16 protein-coding genes are annotated in these 14,001 nt (G+C 69.0%); 6 read left to right on the top strand and 10 right to left on the bottom strand.

Translation table 11 applies throughout. The annotated features are described in order from the left end of the window. Window positions 1-2,221: tetratricopeptide repeat protein (locus ACRDSQ_RS13590; protein ID WP_431421390.1), on the bottom strand; the 2,221-nt coding region annotated here is incomplete at its 3' end. A 68-nt stretch (window positions 2,222-2,289) separates the two neighbouring features. Next, window positions 2,290-4,977, bottom strand: a complete 2,688-nt coding sequence (gene ppdK / locus ACRDSQ_RS13585; RefSeq protein WP_431421389.1) for a pyruvate, phosphate dikinase — start codon at window positions 4,975-4,977, stop codon at window positions 2,290-2,292. Window positions 4,978-5,103: 126 nt separating this feature from the next. Between ppdK and ACRDSQ_RS13580 the strand changes: the two genes are divergently transcribed. After that, on the top strand, window positions 5,104-5,709 hold the full coding sequence (locus ACRDSQ_RS13580) for a hypothetical protein (protein WP_431421388.1): 606 nt from the start codon (window positions 5,104-5,106) through the stop codon (window positions 5,707-5,709). Window positions 5,710-5,732: 23 nt separating this feature from the next. Continuing rightward, complete coding sequence (locus tag ACRDSQ_RS13575) at window positions 5,733-6,431, top strand: TIGR02206 family membrane protein (protein ID WP_431421387.1); 699 nt, start codon at window positions 5,733-5,735, stop codon at window positions 6,429-6,431. Here the strand turns inward: ACRDSQ_RS13575 and ACRDSQ_RS13570 are convergent. From ACRDSQ_RS13570 to ACRDSQ_RS13550, 5 genes are all read right to left on the bottom strand, one after another. Continuing rightward, window positions 6,406-7,728, bottom strand: coding sequence for an NAD(P)(+) transhydrogenase (Re/Si-specific) subunit beta (locus ACRDSQ_RS13570; protein ID WP_431421392.1), 1,323 nt, complete (start codon window positions 7,726-7,728; stop codon window positions 6,406-6,408). The genes ACRDSQ_RS13575 and ACRDSQ_RS13570 overlap by 26 nt on opposite strands. Window positions 7,729-7,790: 62 nt before the next feature. After that, a complete protein-coding gene (locus ACRDSQ_RS13565; protein ID WP_431421385.1) occupies window positions 7,791-8,090 on the bottom strand; it encodes an NAD(P) transhydrogenase subunit alpha in 300 nt (99 codons plus the stop codon). Further along, window positions 8,090-9,178: a Re/Si-specific NAD(P)(+) transhydrogenase subunit alpha gene (locus tag ACRDSQ_RS13560; protein ID WP_431421384.1), complete on the bottom strand. Its 1,089-nt coding sequence runs from the start codon at window positions 9,176-9,178 to the stop codon at window positions 8,090-8,092. The genes ACRDSQ_RS13565 and ACRDSQ_RS13560 overlap by 1 nt, the downstream gene beginning before the upstream one ends. Window positions 9,179-9,195: 17 nt before the next feature. Continuing rightward, window positions 9,196-9,429 (bottom strand): hypothetical protein, encoded by a 234-nt coding sequence (locus tag ACRDSQ_RS13555; protein WP_431421383.1) that lies wholly within the window; start codon window positions 9,427-9,429, stop codon window positions 9,196-9,198. Beyond that, complete coding sequence (locus ACRDSQ_RS13550) at window positions 9,426-9,656, bottom strand: zinc finger protein (protein WP_431421381.1); 231 nt, start codon at window positions 9,654-9,656, stop codon at window positions 9,426-9,428. The genes ACRDSQ_RS13555 and ACRDSQ_RS13550 overlap by 4 nt, the downstream gene beginning before the upstream one ends. A 97-nt stretch (window positions 9,657-9,753) precedes the next feature. Between ACRDSQ_RS13550 and ACRDSQ_RS13545 the strand changes: the two genes are divergently transcribed. From ACRDSQ_RS13545 to ACRDSQ_RS13535, 3 genes are all read left to right on the top strand, one after another. Beyond that, complete coding sequence (locus ACRDSQ_RS13545) at window positions 9,754-10,632, top strand: helix-turn-helix domain-containing protein (protein ID WP_431421379.1); 879 nt, start codon at window positions 9,754-9,756, stop codon at window positions 10,630-10,632. Next, entirely contained in the window at window positions 10,607-10,762 is a 156-nt protein-coding gene (locus ACRDSQ_RS13540) for a DUF397 domain-containing protein (RefSeq protein ID WP_431421377.1), read from the top strand. Before ACRDSQ_RS13545 ends, ACRDSQ_RS13540 begins: the two co-directional genes overlap by 26 nt. Window positions 10,763-10,827: 65 nt before the next feature. Continuing rightward, window positions 10,828-11,289 carry a helix-turn-helix domain-containing protein gene (locus ACRDSQ_RS13535; RefSeq protein ID WP_431421376.1) on the top strand — a complete coding sequence of 154 codons (462 nt, stop codon included), beginning with the start codon at window positions 10,828-10,830 and terminating at the stop codon, window positions 11,287-11,289. Between the two features lie 223 nt (window positions 11,290-11,512). Here ACRDSQ_RS13535 and ACRDSQ_RS13530 read toward each other — a convergent pair whose 3' ends face one another. The 3 genes from ACRDSQ_RS13530 to ACRDSQ_RS13520 are packed head-to-tail and all read right to left on the bottom strand — an operon-like array spanning window position 11,513 to window position 12,856. Further along, window positions 11,513-11,926, bottom strand: coding sequence for a hypothetical protein (locus ACRDSQ_RS13530; protein WP_431421375.1), 414 nt, complete (start codon window positions 11,924-11,926; stop codon window positions 11,513-11,515). Then, entirely contained in the window at window positions 11,923-12,147 is a 225-nt protein-coding gene (locus ACRDSQ_RS13525) for a type II toxin-antitoxin system HicA family toxin (RefSeq protein ID WP_431421374.1), read from the bottom strand. The genes ACRDSQ_RS13530 and ACRDSQ_RS13525 overlap by 4 nt, the downstream gene beginning before the upstream one ends. A gap of 49 nt (window positions 12,148-12,196) precedes the next feature. Further along, entirely contained in the window at window positions 12,197-12,856 is a 660-nt protein-coding gene (locus tag ACRDSQ_RS13520; RefSeq protein WP_431421373.1) for a TetR family transcriptional regulator, read from the bottom strand. Window positions 12,857-12,938: 82 nt separating this feature from the next. Between ACRDSQ_RS13520 and ACRDSQ_RS13515 the strand changes: the two genes are divergently transcribed. Then, entirely contained in the window at window positions 12,939-14,000 is a 1,062-nt protein-coding gene (locus ACRDSQ_RS13515) for a ferredoxin reductase (RefSeq protein ID WP_431421371.1), read from the top strand. The last annotated feature ends 1 nt before the right edge of the window (window position 14,001 follow it).

Genomic DNA, 14,001 nt, shown 5'->3' with positions numbered 1-14,001 from the left:
GGTGCCCGCGGTGCAGCGAGACCCAGCCCAGTGAGAGCAGCGCGGCCGACTGGCCCAGGACCGGTCCATAGGAGACGGCCCGGCGGGCCAGCTCGACCAGTTCGGTGGCGCGGTCGGGCTGCTCCTCGATGAGCACCCTGGCGAGTCCGGCCAGCGAGGGCACCAGCGACTGCATGTCGCGGGTCTCTCCTGACATCGAGATGGCCTCCTCGTAGCAGGCGCGGGCCATCGCCAGGTCGCCGCGCTGCCGGTAGACCTCACCGAGGCCGGTCAGCGGGTGGGCGACGAGCTTGGACTCCAGCCGCTGGTAGAGCAGCCGGGAGGCCTCCAGTTCGGCCCGTGCCTCGTCGAGCCTGCCGAGGCCGAGCAGCGCCTCGCCGCGATTGTTGAGCGCCAGCGCGCGGAACGCGGCGAACCCGGCCAGGTCGGCCAGCCGGATCGCCACGTCGAGCTCGCTGATCCCCTGCGTGTACTGGGCTTCGGCGATGTGGTGGGAGCTGCGGTTGACCCGGATCCGGATGGACTGCAGGACGTCGCCCGCGCGCTCGGCGTGGTCGAGGGCGCGCAGGTAGTGCGCCGCGTTGGCGCGTGGGTCGCTGTCGAGGGCGGCGAGCATGGCCAGCACGGTGTGCGCGGCGGCGAGCGCGCGGTCGTCGTGCGCGGCGTGGGCCGCGGACAGCGCGGCGGCGGAGAGCTGCCTGCAGTCGTCGATCTCGCCGCGCAGCCAGTGGGCGCTGGCCCACCACGCCCGCAGCAGCGCTTCCTCGCGCGGCTCGGAGCCGTCGATCGTGCCGCGGCGGTAGGTGGCGATGGCCTCGTCGAGGTGGCCGCGCAGGTGGTGGATCAGGCCCATCCGCCAGGCGAGGCCGACCGCGACCGGCCCTTCGTCGCCGATGATCCGCTCGAACGACGCCTGCGCGCCGACCCAGTCGCCGAGGACTTGCCGTGCCTCGCCGTCGAGCTGGTCGAGGACGCCGTCGCGGCCGGCAGGCTCGATCGCGGCGATCGCGTCGACGACCGCTTCGGCGTCGCCGCCCGCGATCATCGCGTGCCCGTGGGCCCTGAGCAGGTCACTCACCGAGGTCGAGTCGCCGCCGGTGCGCAGGCAGCCCAGGGCCTCGCGGTAGTCGCCGGTCTCCGCGAAGAAGCGGCCCGCGTCGAGGACGGCGGCGAGCCGGTCGACCGGGTCGAGCGGCATCCGGGTCAGCGCGAACTCGCGGATCAGCGGGTTGAGCTGGTAGCGGTCGGCGTCCCCGCCCGCGACGAGGAATCCGCGGGTCTCCAGCGAGTCGATCAGGTCTTCGGCGTCGGTTGTCCCGAGTGCGGCGCACAGGTCCGCCGAGAACCAGGGCAGTCCGGCGACCGTGGCGATGAGGTGCCGGACCCGGTCGGACTCGTTGGCGAAGATCTCCTCAGCCAGGTAGCCGAACACCGGCCCGCCGGGGCGCAGCGCGCGGCGCAGGCGGCCCTCCCGGTCCGCGGGTGCCACCGGGCGCAAGGCCTCCCCCGCCAGCCTCGCCGCGGCGGGCCAGCCGCGCACGGCGTCGTGGACCATCGCCGCGAGGTCGGGCGCCGGCTCACCCAGGACGGTGCGGAGGGCTTCCTCGGTCTCCTCGGCGGTGAACGCGAGGGTCGCGGCGTCGATCTCCAGCACCTGGCCGCGCCCACGCAGCCGCTCGATCCGGAACGGCATCCGCGACCGGGACGCGAGGACGAGGTGCAGCGACGGCGGGCCCGCCCGGATCAGGCCTTCGACCAGGGTGGCGGCCGGGTCGTCCGGCCCGAGTTCCTGCACGTCGTCGAGCACCAGGACCAGGTCGTCGGTCAGATGCCGCTCCAAGGCCTCGGCCAGGGCGGCGGCGTAGGCCAGGGCGCGCATCGGCTGCTCGGCGTCGGCGTCCGGCCCGCGCGGGGCGTCAATGACCCCGGCGATGGCCGAGGACAGCGCGGGCACCCGCAGCCGCAGCGCGTCGAGCAGGCCGGTGACCATCGCGGCGAGCGTGCGGTCTTCGGCGGTGACGGTGTACCAGGCGCAGGCGTTCCGGGCGGCCCACGAAGCGAGCAGAGTGGACTTGCCGAACCCGGCGTCGGCCACGACCGTGACCAGCCGCCTGCGGGTGCCCTCGGCGAGCAGGTCGTCCAGGCGGGGGCGGGGGACGGTGCCGTGCGGCTCCGCTGGGGGAACAGCACGCCCGGACGAGCGGTGTCCCTCACCTGCCATGGTGTCCCTCCGCCCGATCAGCCCGGCCCACCTCTCTCATCGCTGATTCCCGGCCGCCGTGACGCCGCTCAGCCCGTCGCGCTCCCGATCGCCGCCCTGCCGGCCTCCAGCCGCGCGACGGGTACCCGGAATGGGGAGCAGGACACGTAGTCCAAGCCGACGTGGTGGAAGAAGTGGACGGACGCGGGGTCACCGCCGTGTTCGCCGCACACGCCCAGGTGCAGTTCGGGTCGCTTGCCCCGGCCGCGTTCCACGGCGATCTCGATCAGCTGGCCGACCCCGATCTCGTCGAGGGTCTCGAACGGGGAGACGGTGAAGACGCCCTTGTCGAGGTAGGTCGCGAAGAACGCGGCCTCGACGTCGTCGCGGGAGAAGCCCCAGGTGGTCTGGGTGAGGTCGTTGGTGCCGAAGGAGAAGAACTCGGCTTCCTCGGCGATCCGGTCGGCGGTCAGCGCGGCCCTCGGCAGTTCGATCATCGTGCCGATCGGGAAGCTCAGCTCGATCCCGTGTTCGGCGGCCACCTCGGCGAGGACCTCGACGACCTCCTGGCGGATCAGGTGCAACTCCATCGCGCTGCCGACCAGCGGGACCATGATCTCCGGGCAGGCCTCGACGCCCTTGGCCCGCAGTTCCGCTGTCGCCTCCGCAACCGCGCGCACCTGCAGTGTGAACAGGCCCGGCACGACCAACCCCAGCCGCACGCCGCGCAGGCCGAGCATCGGGTTCGACTCGTGCAGCCGCTCCACGGCGGACAGCAGCTTGGTGTCGACCGCCGACGACTCGCCGCGTTCCTCCGCCCGCGCGACCTTCACGAGCAGGTCCGCGCGGTCGGGCAGGAACTCGTGCAGCGGCGGGTCAAGCAGTCGGATGGTGACCGGCAGGCCCGCCATCTCGGTCAGCAACTCCAGGAAGTCGGCGCGCTGCACCGGAAGCAGCATGCTCAGCGCGGCGTCGCGCTCGTCGGCCGTCTCGGCGAGGATGACCTTCTCGATCAGCCCGCGCCGGTCGCCGAGGAACATGTGCTCGGTGCGGCAGAGCCCGATCCCTTCCGCGCCAAGGGCTCGCGCCCGCCGGGCGTCCTCGCCGCTGTCGGCGTTGGCGCGGACCTTGAGCCTGCGCACCTCGTCGGCGTGGGTCAGGAGACGGTCGACCGCGCGCACCAGCTCCGCGGTCTCCTCGTCGGTCTCGCTCAGGGCCACCTCGAGGCCTTCCGCCAGATAGCGCGACACGGGCGAGTCGACCACCGGGACCTCGCCGAGGAACACCGCGCCCGTGCTCCCGTCGATGGCGATCCGGTCGCCCTCTGCGAACGAGAGCTGACCGGCCCTGGCCTTGCGCGCCACCGGGTCGACGTCGAGTTCCTCTGCCCCGCAGACGCAGGTGCGGCCCATGCCGCGCGCGACCACGGCCGCGTGCGAGGTCTTCCCGCCCCGCGCCGTGAGGACGCCGGCGGCGGCGATCATGCCTTCGAGGTCGTCGGGGTTGGTCTCCCGGCGGACCAGGATCACCGACTCCCCCCGGGCGGCCCATTCGACGGCGGCGGCCGCGTCGAACACCGCGCGACCGGCCGCGGCGCCCGGCGAGGCGGCCAGCCCGGTCGTCACCAGCTCGCGGGGCGCCTTCGGGTCGAACTGGGGGAACATGAGCTGCACGAACTGCTGGCCGGTGACCCGCGACAGCGCCTCGTCCAGGGTGATCAGCTGCTCGTCGACGAGCTGGGCGGCGATGCGGAACGCGGCGGCCGGGGTGCGCTTGCCGACGCGGGTCTGCAGCAGCCACAGCTTGCCGCGCTCGACGGTGAACTCGATGTCGCACAGGTCGCGGTAATGGGTCTCCAACCTGCGCATGGCGGTGCGCAGCTGCTGCGAGGACGTCGGGTCGAGCTTGTCGAACTCGTCGAGGGCCAGCGGGGTTCGGATGCCCGCGACGACGTCCTCGCCTTGGGCGTTGGGCAGGTAGTCGCCGTAGACGCCGGTGCGGCCGGAGGCGGGGTCGCGGGTGAAGCAGACACCGGTGCCGGAGGTGTCGCCCAGGTTGCCGAACACCATGGCGCAGACGTTGACCGCGGTGCCCAGGTCGTGCGGGATGCGTTCGCGGCGGCGGTAGACGCGGGCACGCGGGGTGTTCCACGAGTCGAAGACCGCGCGCATGGACATGTCGAGTTGCTCGCGCGGGTCCTGCGGGAATTCGCGGCCGGTGCGCTCGACGATCAGGTCTTTGAACCGCTGGACCGCTTCCTTGAGGTCGTCGGCGGACAGGTCGGTGTCGGCGCGCCCGTCCTTGAGCGAGGAGAACGCGTGGTCGAACACCTCCGGGTCGACGCCGAGGACTGTGCGGCCGAACATCTGAAGGAGCCTGCGGTAGGAGTCCCAGGCGAAGCGCTCGTCGTTCGCCGCCTCGGCCAGGCCCGCGACGGAGTAGTCGTTGAGGCCGACGTTGAGGACGGTCTCCATCATGCCGGGCATGGAGAACTTGGCCCCGGACCGCACGCTGACCAGCAGCGGGTCGACCACGTCGCCCAGGCGTCGGCCGAGCTGGTTCTCCAGCCTGCGCAGCGCCATCGTCACCTGCACCCGCAGGGCCGACGGCTCGACGCCGTCGGCGAGGTAGGCGCGGCAGGCCTCGGTGGTGATGGTGAAACCGGGCGGAACGGGCAGGCCGAGCCGGGTCATCTCGGCGAGGTTCGCGCCCTTGCCGCCGAGCAGGTCCTTGCTGTCCTTGTCGCCCTGGACGAAGTCGAACACCCAATCAGTCATCTCGCGCCCTCCGAGGTGTCCGTGTCGCCCCCGACCTCGCCACGCTAGTCATTTCTCGGGTCTTTTGCCCGGTCGACTGTGGACCGTCGCGGTCGTAGCGTGAAGTCTGCCCGAGAGGAGCAACACATGTTCATGCAGATCATCCAAGGCAGGGTTCGCGACACCGACGCCGCGAAGGCCGCACTGGACCGCTGGCAGACCGACCTCGCTCCGGGGGCGGAAGGCTGGCTCGGCGGCACCTACGGCGTCACCGACGACGGGATGATGGTCGCCGCGGTCCGGTTCGAGTCGCGTGAAGCGGCCCAGCGCAACAGCGACCGCCCTGAGCAGTCGCAGTGGTGGGCGGGAATGGAAAGCTGCTTCGACGGCGAGGTCACCTTCCACGACTGCGACGACGTCACCCTGCTGCTCGACGGCGGCTCGGACAGAGCAGGCTTCGTGCAGGTCATCCAAGGCCGGATCACCGACCGCGACAGGGCGCGCTCCATCGTCGAGCAGAGCGCGAAGATGATCTCCCAATACCGCCCGGACCTCCTCGGCGCGACCCTGGCCGTGGACGAGGACGGCTTCTTCACCGAGACGGTGGCGTTCACCTCCGAGGACGAGGCCCGCAAGAACGAGGCCAAGGAACTGCCCGAGGAGGCCCGGAAGATGTTCGAGGAGGAGATGTCGCTGATGCAGGACGTCAAGTACCTCGACCTGCACCAGCCCTGGTTCAGCTCAAGGCACTGACAGTCCGGGTAGCGTGAGTGGTCGTGGCGCTCGCCGAGCGGGACTTCACGGCCTATGGCCCATCGCACTGGGTCGTGCTCGCCCTGTTCGCCGTGGGCGCCATCGGGTTCGTCTGGCTCGGTCGCGCCCACCCTGGGTTGGGACCAAGCCGCGTCCTGGCGGTGCTGGTGCTGGGCGTGCAGCTGTCGATCCAGCTGTACTCGATGGCGCCGTCGAGGTTCGCGCTTGACCACTCACTGCCGCTGCAGCTGTCCGACTTCGCGGGATACGTGACGGCGTACGCGCTGTGGTCGCACCGGCGGTGGGCGTTCACCCTGACCTATTACTGGGGGCTGACGCTGAGCGTGCAGGCCCTGGTCTCCCCTGCCCTGCGCGGCCCGGACTTCCCGGACGTGTCGTTCCTCGGGTTCTGGGCGGTGCACCTGCTGGTGGTGTGGGCGGCGATCTACCTGACCTGGGGCAGGCGGATGCGGCCGGACTGGCGGGGGTACCGACTGGCGGTCGCGGTGACCGTGGCGTGGGCGGCGACGATGCTGGTGTTCAACGCGGTGGTGGGGTCGAACTACGGATTCCTCAACTCGAAGCCGACGGTGGACTCGCTGTTGGACGTGCTGGGACCGTGGCCTTGGTACGTGGTGTGGGAACTGGTCCTCGTGATCGTGGTGTGGGCGCTGATGACGCTGCCCTGGGTCCGCGTCAGAGAGCCTTCAGTTCCTCGGTGACGTCAGCCACCGATGCTTTGGCGTCGCCGAACAGCATTGTTGTCTTCGGGTCGAAGTACAGCGCGTTGTCCACGCCGGCGAAGCCCGGCGCCATACCGCGCTTGAGGACGATGACCGAGCGGCTTTCGTCGACGTTGAGGATGGGCATGCCGTAGATCGGGGAGTCCTGGTCGGTGCGGGCCGCCGGGTTGGTGACGTCGTTCGCGCCGATCACCATCGCGACGTCGGTGCGGCTGAACTCGCGGTTGATCTCGTCCATTTCCCTGAGCCGGTCGTAAGGCACATCGGCCTCGGCGAGCAGCACGTTCATGTGGCCGGGCATGCGACCCGCCACCGGGTGGATCGCGTAGTAGACCGAGACCCCCTTGGACTCCAACATGTCCGCCATCTCGCGCACGGCGTGCTGGGCCTGCGCCACGGCCATGCCGTAGCCGGGGACGATGATCACCTGGTTGGCGAACGCCATCTGGATCGCCGCGTCCGACGCGCTCGTGCGGCGCACGGTCTGGTCGCCGGTCAGCGCCGTGCCGGTTCCGCCGCCGCCACCGAAGCCGCCCGCGACGATCGCCGGGATTGAGCGGTTCATCGCCTTGGCCATGAGGTTGGTCAGGATCGAACCGGACGCGCCGACGATCATGCCCGCGACGATCAGCGCGGTGTTGTCGAGCGCCAGCCCCATCGCGGCGGCGCTGAGGCCGGTGAGGGCGTTGAGCAGGGAGATGACTACCGGCATGTCCGCGCCGCCGATGGGCAGCACGACCATCACACCGAGCACCGCCGCCGAGACGAGCACGCCGCCCATCAGCCACTGCGACCCGTTGCCGGTCACCACCAGCGTCGCGCACGTCACCGATGCCAGCAGCAGCACCAAGTTCAGCGGCTGCTGCAGCTTCCCGATCCCGATCGGCCGCCCGGACAGCAGTTCCTGCAGCTTGCCGAACGCGATGGTGGAACCCCAGAACGACACCGAACCCACGATCGCCGCGAACAGGCTCGCCACCGTGACGTACACCGGTTCGTGGTCGAATCCCGCGCTCTGCCGGAACTCCACCCACGCGATCAGCGCGACCGCGCCGCCGCCGACACCGTTGAACAGCGCCACCATCTGCGGCACCGCCGTCATCTTCACCCGCTTCGCCGCGGGCACGCCGATGACCGTGCCGGTCACGACACCGAGGGCGATCAGCGCCCAGTTGCCCATGCCCGGGATCAGCAGCGTCGCGATGACCGCGATTCCCATACCCACGGCGGCGATCCAGTTGCCACGCACCGCCGTGCGAGGGCCGGTGAGCCCCATCAGGCCATAGATGAACAGTGCGAACGCGACGACGTAGAGGACCTGGACGAGGACGTCGCGGTTCACTTCTCAGTCCTCTCTGGACGGTCCTTGGCCTTGAACATGGCCAGCATCCGGTCCGTCACAAGGAACCCGCCGACGACGTTGATCGTGCCGAACGCGATCGCGATCACCAGCAGGATCTTGTCGAGCACCGTGTCGACGCCGAGGCCGAGCACGATCAGCCCGCCCAGCAGGACGATTCCGTGGATGGCGTTGGTCCCTGACATCAGCGGCGTGTGCAAGGTGTTGGGCACCTTGGAGATCACCGCGAAGCCGACGAAGCCCGCGAGCACGAGCACCGCCAGGTTCTGCACCAGCATCAGGGCTCCTTCCTGGTCACGCACGCCCCGGCGACGACCTCGTCGCCGAAGTCCATGGCCAACGCGCCGTCGGCGTCGACCAGCAGTTCCAACAGCGCCTGGACATTGCGCGCGTAGAGCTCGCTGGCGTGTTCCGGCATCGTCGCGGGCAAGTTGAGCGGCGCCGCGATGGTCACGTCGTGCACGACGATCACCGCGCCTGGCTCGGTCAGCTCGCAGTTGCCGCCCGACTCGCCTGCGAGGTCGACCACGACACTGCCCGGCCGCATGCCCTTCACCGCCTCAGCGGTCACCAGCGTCGGCGCGGTCCGCCCGGGCACCAGCGCGGTCGTGATGACGGCGTCGAACCCGCCGATCGCCTGTTCAAGCTGCCGCTGCTGCTCAGCGCGCTCCGCGTCGGTCAACGCCCTGGCGTACCCGCCGGTGCCCGCGGCCTCAATGCCGAGGTCCAGCCACTGCGAGCCGACAGACCGGACCTGCTCCGCCACCTCCGGCCGCACGTCGTATCCGGTCGTGTGCGCCCCGAGCCGTCGAGCCGTGGCCAGCGCCTGCAGCCCCGCGACACCGGCGCCGAGCACCAGCACCTTGGCGGGCGGAACCGTGCCCGCGGCGGTGGTCAGCATGGGGAAGAACCGCGTGAGGTGCTCGGCGGCGAGCATCGCGGCCCGGTAGCCCGAGACGTTGGCCTGCGAGGACAACGCGTCCATGCTCTGCGCCCGCGAGATGCGCGGAACCGCTTCCATGGCGAAACCGGTGACCCCCGCGTCCGCCAGCGCCCGGATCCCCTCGGGATCGGTGAGCGGCGCGAGAAACCCGATGAGCACGGCCCCCGAGGTGAGCCGCCCGATTTCTTCCCGACTGGGTTTGGCGACCTTCACGACGACATCGGCCGACCACGGGTCCCCGAGCGCCGCACCTGCCCTGACATAGGAGTCATCCGGAATCAGGGCGGCCGAACCAGCACCCGGTTCGACAACCACGTCCAAACCTTTGGCCTTCAGCCGCTCGACGACTTTGGGCACAAGAGCCACCCGGCGCTCACCCGCGGCGGATTCCCTCGGGACGCCTACGATTGTGTTGGCGGTCACAGTACAGTTGTACCATTTTAGGGTCGTTCCAGGTGAGAGCCACGCGGCTGATGATTCGGGCGGCACAATCGGACTTGACGGGCGGTCTCTTCGAGAACCGCGGCGAGGTCATCGGCTTTCTCGGGCGTCGACCATTCGGTGATAAGACCGGCCGCATACTCACGCAGTTTCCGCAGGATCACGTCATCGAGGACCTTGGCGAGCGCCACCAGGTTCTTGGCGAGGTCGACCTGGTCGAGGTCAGCGCTCACCGTCGAACGACCTTGGGCGGCGAAATGCGGCGGACCCAGGTCGAACAGCACTCGCCGCACATCGGCCGGTTCACCCGGCGCCGAAAGTCGTCGGCGACCAAGACGATCTCCAGACCGCACAGCGTCGTGTACTCGGCACCGGGCAGCGGCGGGAACGACGAATGCTCGGTACTCGGGATGGCGTGCAGGCCGCCGGACGACGCTTGCCACTCGAACAATCTGCTCACCGGAGAAGCCGACCCGGTCACACCCCCGAACCGCAAGGAAGATCGAACATCTGATCGGGTGATGCGCCTGACCAGCGATGATCAGTAGCGTCGAACCATGACGGATACCGGCGGCACGCCCCGCACGCGCGCGCTGGCCGCTGCTTTGCGACGGGAGATGGAGGGGTCCGGGTTCGGGGTGCGGGAAGTCGCGCGAGTGTTGGGGCTGTCGCATACAACGGTGTCGCAGTGGGTGAACGGGCGGCGGGTGCCGAGTCCGGACAGTGTGTCGGCGCTGCTGGCGGTGATCAGGGTGACGGGCCGCAAGCGCGCGGACATCCTGGAGTTGGCCCACAACGCCGCCGACCCGAATTGGCTGGCGGTAGGCCCAGGCGTGTCGAACCAGCTCACGGGACTCATCGAGTGTGAGAGGGCCGCCACCGAAATCACCGAATGGACGCCATGGTTGATCAGCGGGCTGCTGCAAATGCCTGCCTACATCCGGGCGATTATGGCCAGCAACCCGCATCGCCCTCCCGAGGAGATCGACCGGCGAGTTGGTGCGCGAATTGAACGGCAACTGGTGCTCCGTGAGCGCCGACCAGCGCCGGCGAACCTATTCGCATTCATCGGCGAGCCTGGAATCCGACAGGTTATCGGCGGACGGACCGTCATGATCGACCAGCTCGATCACTTGCTGACCGTATCCCGACTACCGAATGTCCACGTACGGATCGTGCCGATCGGGCACGGCTGGCACGTCGGCTTGACCGGACCGTTCCTGCTCTACGACTTCGCCAAGACTCCTTCGATCTTGTTCTTCGAACACCACCGATCATCGGCATTCCTTTACGACAGCGGCGAAATAGCCGAGTTTCGGCGAGCGACGAACGGCCTTGACGATGCCGCGCTGAGCGAGGAAGAATCAGCGATATTGATCATGGCCGCAATCGCCGACCTGGAGGCCACCCATGAGCTGGCGAAAGAGCAGCCGTAGCGACAATGAGGCCTCCTGTGTCGAAGTCCGTAGCTCGCTCGATGCCTTGCGGGACAGCAAGAACCCGGGGCCAGAGCTCCTCGCCCCCGGCTTGCCCGACCTCATCCGATTCCTGAAGTCAGTCCGCTAGAGCCCTCCAGATCCGCTTGCGTTTGTTGCGTTTGTTGCGGATACTTCGTTTAGGAGGTGGTCCTGATGGGGATGGCGACACTGGACTCAGCGCAGCCGAGCGAGCGGGACGTGACCACGGCGGACACCGCCTTGGAACACGTGACCGCGTACCTCGCACGGCACCCGGACCCCGCGCACACCGTGCGAGTGGTCGTTCAAGAGGATGACGAAGAGTTGATCCTCCCGCGCGCGGCCGTCGAACTTCTCGCAACCGTGCTCGCACACATGGCTGCGGGTCGCGGCGTCTCCGTGGTTCCCGCCCACGCCGAACTCACCACCCAGCAAGCCGCCGACCTGCTGAACGTGTCCCGGCCATACCTGATCGGCCTGCTGGAAGCGGGCGAGATCGAACACCGGCTCGTCGGCAAGCATCGGCGAGTACGCGCGGACTCACTACTCAGGTATCTCCGCCGGGACGATCAGCGCCGACGGGAGGCGGCCGACAAGTTGGCGGCTCTCACCGAGGAAATGGGTCTCTACGAGTGACCTTCGTCGTCTACGACTCCTGCGTGCTGGCAGATCATTTGATCTAGTCCACAGCTCGTCAGTCCGGCGTCGTGGGCGAGGAGCGCGATCTGGGTGCGGTTGTTGAGATCGAGCTTGGTGAGCATCGACGACATCTTCGCGCTCATCGGATTCCACTTCGTCGTCGGCTGGGAGGTCCACCGACTGTCCAAAGTGGCCTGAGCACGGCCGGGACCAGCGCGCCTCAGCTCGCTCTCGGCGCAGTGAGCTGAGATACGCGTTGCGGGCTGATACCCAGGATGGCCGCGGCGTCGCGCACGGACAGGCCGAATTCGTTCACGAGTTGGACGGCTGCGTCATGGGTACGTTCAACCGCCGCGTGCTTTGCCACTTCGGCCTGCTCGCGCAGGACACGGACCTCGGCGGCCACTGCATCCAGCACCTGGTCTCCAGTGTGATATTCGAACGCCAACTCCAGCGTGGGCATATCCTCGTCGGGCCGGTCGGCCGCGAGCACCACGACTTCCCGGACAGCCTGGTCGAGGGCCGGAAGCGTGCGGGCAAACGTATGTGCGCCCGCCAAGTCCGGCACGTCAGCCAGCCAATGATCATCCTCACGGGTCACCACGACCCGGTAGACGGGTTCGACGTGATTCATCCCAGCCACCCCAATCCGAACGCAGGTGTCATGTCTCGCCCGATGGCTCGCAGCGTCCCGATTGGAATGTCTCCCGGGTGCTGAGCGACGATCGTAAACACCTTGCGCTCAACCCCTTCCGAGTCGAGATACACCGCAACATAGCGTCGATGGGACCCTGTCTGCCGCACGACCTCGCCACCGAGCCGCTCAATCCGCCGATTTATCTCACGCGCTTTCACAAGGGTAATGTCTAGCCAGTAGACAACACAAGCGTCAAGCCGCTAGACACTATCGGGTGGAGCCGGCCGCCTCGCCCCGCCAGGCGGCCATGCCCAGGACGATCAGGCGTAGCTGGCCCTCGGCCACCGACACGACGTGCACCCGGTCGTCCGGGTGGTCCCCGACCTCCAACAGCGCCGTCACGATCGACATCATGGCGCCGACCATGAGGTCCGCGCCCATGCGCAGGTCCTCCGCCGACCAGTCGGCCAGGCCGGGGAACCGACCGAGGTCGACCGCCAACTCACTGCCCAGCAGCCGCAGTTCCGCCGCGATCGCCCGACGCACCGACGGCACGTCGCCGTGGCGCTCCCGGAGCAGGAAGCGGAAGTGAGGGCCGTGTTTGCCGACCTGGTTGACCAGGATGTCGACCGACCCGCGGATCGCGTCGCCCGCCGGGCGCTTGCGGGCGTCGCGCAGCATGGCGCGCAGGGGGCGCATGGCTTCCTCGACCAGCTCCACGCCCAGCTCGTCCATGGAGGTGAAGTGCCGATAGAAGGCCGTGGGCACGATGCCGACCTCGCGGGTGACCTCGCGCAGGCTCAGGCTCGCCAAGCTTTGCTGCGCCCCCAGCGCCGCGTCCAGCAGTGCCTGTCTGGTGCGCTGCTTGCGTTCCTGGCGGGTGCCGCCCGCGTCCACTGCCACGAGTTTGAGAGTACGGGTGTTCACCGTCACATCCGATCCGCGTTGACAACAACGCTCCGCCGCGCTGGACTTTTGAGTGTACGCATGTACACCCAAAAAGGAGGTCGTGGTGCTCACCACTGGGCTGAGGTTCCTGGAGGCCCTGGCCACGCCGCATGGCGTCGACCGGTACCTCGAACTGATCCACCCGATGCTGACCATCCGGGAGCTGCGCGGTGAGGTGACAAGTGTTCACCGAACCACCCGCGACACGGTCACGCAGACCATCCGCCCGACCCGTCGTTGGCGCGGCTTCAGCGCGGGCCAGTACGTCCGGGTGTCGGTCGACATCGACGGCGTGCGCCGCACCCGCTGCTACTCCCCCGCCACCTCCCAGCACCGCGACGGCCACTTCGAGCTGACCGTCAAGGCGCACGAGAACGGCCTCGTCTCCCGCTGGCTGCACGCCAACGCGCGGCCGGGTCTCATTCTCGGGCTCTCGCAGGCCGAAGGCGACTTCACCCTGCCGACCGAGCGCCCGGACAAGATCCTGCTCATCAGCGGCGGCAGCGGCATCACCCCGGTGCTGTCGATGCTGCGCACCCTGAGCGACGAGGACTACCCGGGCACCGTCACCTTCCTGCACTACGCCTACACCGAGGCCGACGTGCCGTGCCTGGAGCAGCTGCGCGACCTCGCGGCGGACAAGCTCGTCCTCGCCTACACCGACGCCGCGGATGGCGACCTCGAAGGCTTCTTCGACGAGACCCACCTGCGCAAGGCCGCGCCCTGGTTCGCCGAGGCGCAGACCTACCTGTGCGGACCGCCCGGGCTCATGAGGGGCGTCCGCGACGTCTTCGCCGACCTCGGCGTCAGCGACCGGCTGCACACCGAGGACTTCGCGCCCGCGCCGATCACCGTCGACGCGGCCGACGCGACCGGCGACGTGACGTTCGCCCGCAGCAACCGAACCGCCCCCAACTCCGGCTCGACGCTGTTGGAGCAGGCCGAGGCCGCCGGACTCAAGCCCGAGCACGGCTGCCGCATGGGCATCTGCTTTTCCTGCACCCGCGTGAAGACCGAGGGGTGCGTCCGCGACGTGCGCAACGGCGCGCTGTCCACCGATCCGGACGAAGAGATCCAGCTGTGTGTCTCCGTTCCCGTCGGCGACGTCGCCATCGACCTCTAAG

It is taken from the genome of Actinokineospora sp., from assembly GCF_050699995.1.
In the GTDB taxonomy this organism is placed as follows: Bacteria; Actinomycetota; Actinomycetes; order Mycobacteriales; family Pseudonocardiaceae; genus Actinokineospora.
Note: the sequence above shows the minus strand (reverse complement) of the source record. Positions and strands in the feature narration are given on the sequence as shown.